4 protein-coding genes and 1 pseudogene are annotated in these 6,315 nt (G+C 38.9%); 1 reads left to right on the top strand and 4 read right to left on the bottom strand.

The genetic code is table 11. From position 1 onward, the window contains the following. Positions 1 to 567 precede the first annotated feature (567 nt). The 3 genes from NWP22_RS08105 to purS form a co-directional block, all read right to left on the bottom strand. The gene (locus tag NWP22_RS08105; RefSeq protein WP_280801715.1) at positions 568 to 3,621 is read right to left on the bottom strand and encodes a hypothetical protein; all 3,054 of its coding nucleotides are present in this window, start codon (positions 3,619 to 3,621) and stop codon (positions 568 to 570) included. A 409-nt stretch (positions 3,622 to 4,030) separates the two neighbouring features. Then, the gene (purQ, locus tag NWP22_RS08110) at positions 4,031 to 4,705 is read right to left on the bottom strand and encodes a phosphoribosylformylglycinamidine synthase subunit PurQ (protein ID WP_280801716.1); all 675 of its coding nucleotides are present in this window, start codon (positions 4,703 to 4,705) and stop codon (positions 4,031 to 4,033) included. A gap of 103 nt (positions 4,706 to 4,808) precedes the next feature. Then, positions 4,809 to 5,087: a phosphoribosylformylglycinamidine synthase subunit PurS gene (purS, locus tag NWP22_RS08115; protein ID WP_271733269.1), complete on the bottom strand. Its 279-nt coding sequence runs from the start codon at positions 5,085 to 5,087 to the stop codon at positions 4,809 to 4,811. A gap of 145 nt (positions 5,088 to 5,232) precedes the next feature. Here purS and NWP22_RS08120 point away from each other — a divergent pair, with 145 nt between their 5' ends. Next, positions 5,233 to 5,637: a Fur family transcriptional regulator gene (locus tag NWP22_RS08120; protein ID WP_280801717.1), complete on the top strand. Its 405-nt coding sequence runs from the start codon at positions 5,233 to 5,235 to the stop codon at positions 5,635 to 5,637. Here the strand turns inward: NWP22_RS08120 and NWP22_RS08125 are convergent. Then, positions 5,618 to 6,175, bottom strand: a pseudogene (locus tag NWP22_RS08125) (SPFH domain-containing protein); the annotation flags it as partial. The gene NWP22_RS08120 and the pseudogene NWP22_RS08125 overlap by 20 nt on opposite strands. Positions 6,176 to 6,315 lie beyond the last annotated feature (140 nt).

Raw genomic sequence — 6,315 nt, forward strand, 5'->3', positions numbered from 1 at the left:
TCTGGACATGGGAAACTAGGGGATTACAAGGGTAGAAATTTCAATATAGGCGATCGCTGTTAGTAATTTAGCAGACAGTTTATTAAAATTTATACAAGTGTAAATAACTTTAAGTTAGAATAACTGTCAGGTTGTCATCTATCTTAGGGTAGAGATAAAACGGCCTCATAAGTATCGAGATAGAAGGGCGATCGCCCTACGTAGGTGTTTTTATCAGGTTTGACCCCACCCCCAACCCCTCCCATTACACTATTCATTACTCACATCTTTCTTAACAATCTTGAAACATTTATGTGGCAATGGTTTCAACGCTTGAAACTTTCCCTAATCTTGACAAAATGTACCTTATTCTTCTTGATAAAACCCTTATTTTATTGAGAATCATCAACGGAGGATTAAGGTTTGGGGGTTTGCGAGCGATCGCTCTCACGAATGTTAAGAAAGATCCGGTTAATGGATAGCCTTGTAAGGGGAGGGGACTGGATTTTATTGTTTTTTGTCTGTTCCCCAATCCTTCCGGTGTTCCCTAAGATAAAAATTACCTGTTGAAAACTTATCAAACATCCACTAAGAGCTTGATTTGGGTCTTGCGAGTATATCCCTAACATGGGTTAAAAAAGCTAGAGAGTTAAACTCTGCATTCTGACCGCGACTATATTTTAATAAAGCTAGTTGACCAATAGACTCCTTTCCGATGAGGTTTTGATAAGGGTCTAACTTGATTTGAAGTTTACCCGACTTTTCATGCTTTTGATAACGGGAGAAATGAAACAAAGTCAAGCATTGCAAAATCTCACTTTTTAAGTGACTGTCCTGATAAATTAGTCCGGTTCTAATATCCTTGTCATCTAGTACACCCTGATAAATATTCAGCAAAGTTGCGTAAGACATTACACCATTATAGTTGGTATCTTTAGCAACTGCGATACCGTTAAACAAGTTGAAAAATACAATTGACTTCTTGCTACTATCTTCTACTAACTGTGTCAGTTCTACAGTATCTTGAATATATAATGATGTTGACTTGATTTTGTTTTCAACTTTGACCGCGTAGTATTTATCAAAGAACATCGGATAAATTTTAATATCACTCCTTTCTTGTGTCAAAGCCTTAATGACATTTGCAGACATAAAAAATAGTTCGTCGCTTTTAGTTTGAGTGATGTGTAATGTGGTGCTGTAAGGAACTTTTGCTATGTAAATAAAGTGTCTGTAGCCTTTTTTATAGAGTTTATCTACATTCTCAACTATCACACTAGGATATGAAAACATATCTTCATGATTATCATAGTTTTCGGAAAATGTTTTCAATAATCTTAATTTCACCGTTTGCGGTTGAATTTGGAAATCAATAATTTCCCCCATCAGGTTAGATTTTTTCGCTTCCATTCCCCATCTGCTATCACTACCGCGACTAGAAACTATAATCATTGCTAGTTTATCTAGTTCCCGAAATTGAAATTCCTCTCCAGGGGGGAAAGTGAACTTTTTCGGTAATACAGAATATAAAGCGCTTAAAGTATTAGGAATTTTAAATTTACCCTTGGTCGAGAAATCACTAATATCTATTCCCTGGGAATTACTCCGATATTGTTCATTAAATAAATGGGATAATACACCGGTCAAGGAAACTATAAATTTTTCTATGGGTGCATCATCTTTCTTGTTGTTGAGGTGTATCCTTAAAATGGGAATAAATAACTTTGATTTTTTTTCTAATAAGACATACAAGCAGATGTAAGCTAGTAAGCTGTAGGTAATTTTGTAAATAAATTCTTGATGGGACTCTAGTTTCTGGGTTTCAAGTTTACCCGGTTCTAGTTTTTTAGGATCTGGACGATAGGGAAATATTACCAACTTACGGTTTGATAGGTTTTTTGTAACAAATTCATAGCAGCTGTTAGCTGGTACAAATACTACCGGTAAAACACCAATACCCTGACCTGTTATATTTATGTCATATTCCATCTGAAAAGTTTCTCTGTCATCAGTCTCAAAAAAGTAGATTTCACTGATAGTCATTTTGGCTGGGAGACTGACGAGAAAACTGTTATCTGTGGTTGCTTCCCCCAAATTGATATATTTAAGACAGTCTTTAGGATTCTCCCGTAACAAAGATTTAAAAAATGTATCTCTATCAACAATAGTGTTAATATCTGCTTCTAAAATACTATTCTTGACAGAAATATGTAGGGGATATTCTCTGGTAGGGAAGGAAGTTTTCCGCTTGATCAGCTTTGTTAAAACTCCCTTGAGAGTTTTGATTTTTTCTCTAACTTCCAACTTGTCAAACCCATTAATAATGCTTCTAAATAGTCGTTTTTTAGCTTCTTCATCACTACCTTGCAATATTGGTAATACAGATTGTTCCCATTTAGTAATGGGGTTATATTCTAAATCATTCTGGGGATTATTAGGATCTTGACGAGATGCAAATAAAAAGTAATATAAAAATGCTATCTTTAATACCTTATATACAAATGACGTTTTTCTAGATTCATCTTGGATTTGTTCTTGATGTTCTTGACTATCTGGGTGTAAAATGTCAAGATTACGCTCAAAAACTGTTTTACCCCCATAGGCTTGGACTTTACCATCAAATTTCAACTTTAACCCAAAAATAAATTCTACTTTCTCGCGGTTTTCCTGTTCTGTTTCTCCTAGGTAACCCTCAATCAAGGGGATAATGGGAAGCATATCAAATGCTTCACCCCGAGAAAACATATTTTGGTAATTAACCTCTACTCCCTGATAGTTAACTATATATTCGCCGTCTGCTTTGTTGGTATTATTAATATAGTCATCTAATAATTTTAATCTTCTGATTAAGTCCTGTAAATATATTTTACCTTGCAAGTTGTTCTCGCTAGCATTGTCATCGATATTTTCATAGAGAAATTCTAAATATTTGATTTTGGCTAATTTCTTTAATTTACCTAATGTTTGCTGGTTCACCAGATTTTCTAAGCGGTGAATATCTGATTGATCATTTTTCTCTAAGTTATCTAAAATATATTCTAGGTCATCCTTTTCCTCCGATGTAGGCTCAAGTTGAATATCTATAAAGTTATTAATTCCCTCTAATAAGTGGGCGGTAAAATTACTGGGTTTGTCCACTGAGATTTTAACTTTATGCGCTTTGAGTAGTTGTGCGTGTTGTCCGTCGTTATTTCTAACTGTTAATCGCTGTTGTTGTAATTGGTTAGATGGTGGGAAATTATAGGCGAGGTCAAATTTAGTTGGTTGTTGGCGAAATGTCTGCAAATCTGCAATCAGTTGTGTGACAAATGTCAATCTATCTAAAGATAGATTTTTGCTCAAGTAGGATGTTAAATTGGATCTAACTAATTCAGTGATGTTACTTGTTTGCTCTGAAAATCTATCTTGAGAACCAGGGCTAAAATTGAGAGTAGCAGCACGTACTCCCTTAGCATTTCCTAAAGGACTATTCACTTGTGAAGTGGCGATTTCAGCGGCTATTTGATTAATATCCACCACTAACCATTGATGATTGTTATCGGTTCTGAATATTTGGTTTTTCTCTAAGCTTTGGCAGATTTTCGTTAGTAAGTCAGTATAATCGACATTTGCTAAATCAGGATTGATTGTAATTTTATTCACGTAAAGACCTCAGTATGTAAATATCTGCAATTGATATCTATGGATATATAGTCATCCTATTTGACTTGAGAAATTATCAGTGAGGAAAGGGAACAGGGAACAGGGAACAGGGAACAGGGAACAGGGAACAGAAATTGTTCATGAATCATTTAGGATTGCTATAGCAGGGGGCAGGGGGAAGCCTTGAAACGCTTGAATTTCAATGGTTTTATCTTCTGTTTATGTCCTAACCTCCTTGGCGGTTGCTATAATAGGCACAATTATAATTATACCCCATAGTTGCCAGTGAAACAGTAGAAACTTAACCAAAAACAGCCATAAAAAAAGTCCAGTAATCAGGACTAAAAAAAATAAGATGAAGATTGGGGAGTGTTAATTCCTGAGAGTAATTCACAGCACAGGAAGAAAATTAAACCCAGGCGGCAATTTTCCCTAATAGGCCTTGAAATAGGCGCAAACCATCAGTATATCCCAGGGAAGTATCTGATGCTCTTTCTGGGTGAGGCATCATGCCTAAAACATTGCCTTGTCGATTGCAAATCCCGGCGATATTATTGAGTGAGCCGTTGGGATTGTCTCCTGCATAGCGGAAAACCACTTGACTATGATCTTCAAGGGCTGCTAAAGTAGATTTATCAGCATAAAATCGCCCTTCGCCGTGGGCAATAGGCAGAGTGATAGTTTCATTGGTAGTGTAGGCTTGAGTCCAAGGAATATCGTTACGCTCAACGGTCAGGGGAGCGCGATCGCAGATAAAATGTAAATCCTGATTCCTCGTCAAAGCACCGGGTAACAGACCAGCTTCAGTTAATACCTGGAAACCGTTACAGATACCGAGAACAAATTTACCTGCTTGGGCGTGGTCAAGGACTTGCTGCATCACAGGGGAGAAGCGGGCGATCGCACCACAACGCAGATAATCACCGTAACTGAAGCCACCGGGGATGATAACTACATCCAAATCAGTGATATCAGTTTCTTGATGCCAAACCATGCGAGTAGGCAGCCCCAGCAAATCTCTGGTAACATAAGCAACATCGCGATCGCAATTAGAACCCGGAAAAACCAAAACCCCAAATTTCATGATTTAGTGATTAATTCCTCTTAATTAGTCTTAATTAGTGTAGTGGGAGTGAGAAATGGGGACAGAGAAATTAATATGCTTCCCTGTTTCCCCATCCTGGATGCTAAATAACTCCTGTTTGTGTTTCCACCTCAATCAAATCAAAGCGATAATTTTCAATCACTGGATTTGCTAACATTTGGTCACAGATACGTTCAAGGTCTCGACGGGCCTTGATCTCCTCAGTAGAAGTGATGGTGAGTTCAATGTACTTCCCAATCCGCACCTGTTCCACGTTGTCGTATCCCAGTTGCTTCAGACCAGATTGTACGGCCACACCAGCAGGGTCTAACACTGAAGGGCGAAGGGTCACGAAAATTTTGGCTAGATACTTCCTTTGCACAGGCTTTTTGCTAAATGCTGCGATCGCTATACTATAACTTTCTGTCCCAACTGAGTCAAAATAAAATCAACAAGCAGTTACAGTTAAGGAATAACCTTGCCAATTTAACAGCTGTCACTACAGTAGTAAATTTAAATAATTGTCTATGAGAGCCATACGCACCCGCAGTCAAGAGCGGATTCTCAGCCTACTCAAGAGCATCGAAAAAGGAATTTCCGCCCAAGATATTTACGTAGAATTACGTAATCGCAACCAAACCATGGGTTTAGCAACAGTTTACCGCGCACTGGAAGCCTTAAAACTAGAAGGGATGGTACAGGTGAGGAATTTAGCCAACGGTGAAGCCCTGTATAACCTAGCCCAGCAAGACAAACACCACCTGACCTGTTTGCAGTGTGGCCTATCAATTCCCATTAATCAATGTCCTGTTCATCCCTTAGAAGAGCAGTTAGAATCCCAGCATAAATTTAAAGTCTTTTACCACACACTAGAATTTTTTGGTTTGTGTAGTCAATGCCAAATGAATCAAGCTAACGTTGCTCATTCTTGAGACCACCAAAAGAAGGATGACTAGCATCAGCAACAATAGAACGCATCCCCTCCAAAGTAGCAGGGATAGTGCGGGGGTCCATAAACATCACCTTACTACTGTCGCTGCTACCAATCCTCGTCCCCATGTCCAAATAACTTTGAGCTAGTAAAAACTGTAAAGCTTCTTGTGCTCCTGGTTGACCATTGAGAGCATTAGTGATTACTTGGAGAGCTTCAGCGGTTGCTTGGGCTTTGAGGACTTGTTGCTGACGTTCAGCTTCAGCTTGTAAGATAATAGATTTTTGTTGCGCTTCCGCTTGGAGAATCGTAGATTTTTGACGAGCTTCAGCGTCTAAAATTTGCGCCTCAGCCTTCCCCCTAGCGGTATTCACCGCGGATTCCCGTTCCCCCTCGGAAGTGAGAATTGCTGCCCGTCGCCGCCGTTCGGCGGCCATTTGGAGCTCCATTGATTCTCGCACCGTCTGGGAGGGAACAATATCGCGCAATTCTACCCGGGTAATCTTCACACCCCAAGGGTCAGTAGCAATATCCAACTCATTAAACTAAGCCGGTCAGTCACCCAACCGACTCGTCTACAAAACCGTACGTGAGACTTTCACCTCATACGGCTCCTCAGTGATATGGTTCTTGTCATGAATACCTGTAAGACTTCCATCTCTGGCTGTCTTCTTGTCGT

Origin of the sequence: Anabaenopsis tanganyikae CS-531 (assembly GCF_029891675.1) — a bacterium.
Lineage (GTDB): Bacteria > Cyanobacteriota > Cyanobacteriia > Cyanobacteriales > Nostocaceae > Anabaenopsis > Anabaenopsis arnoldii.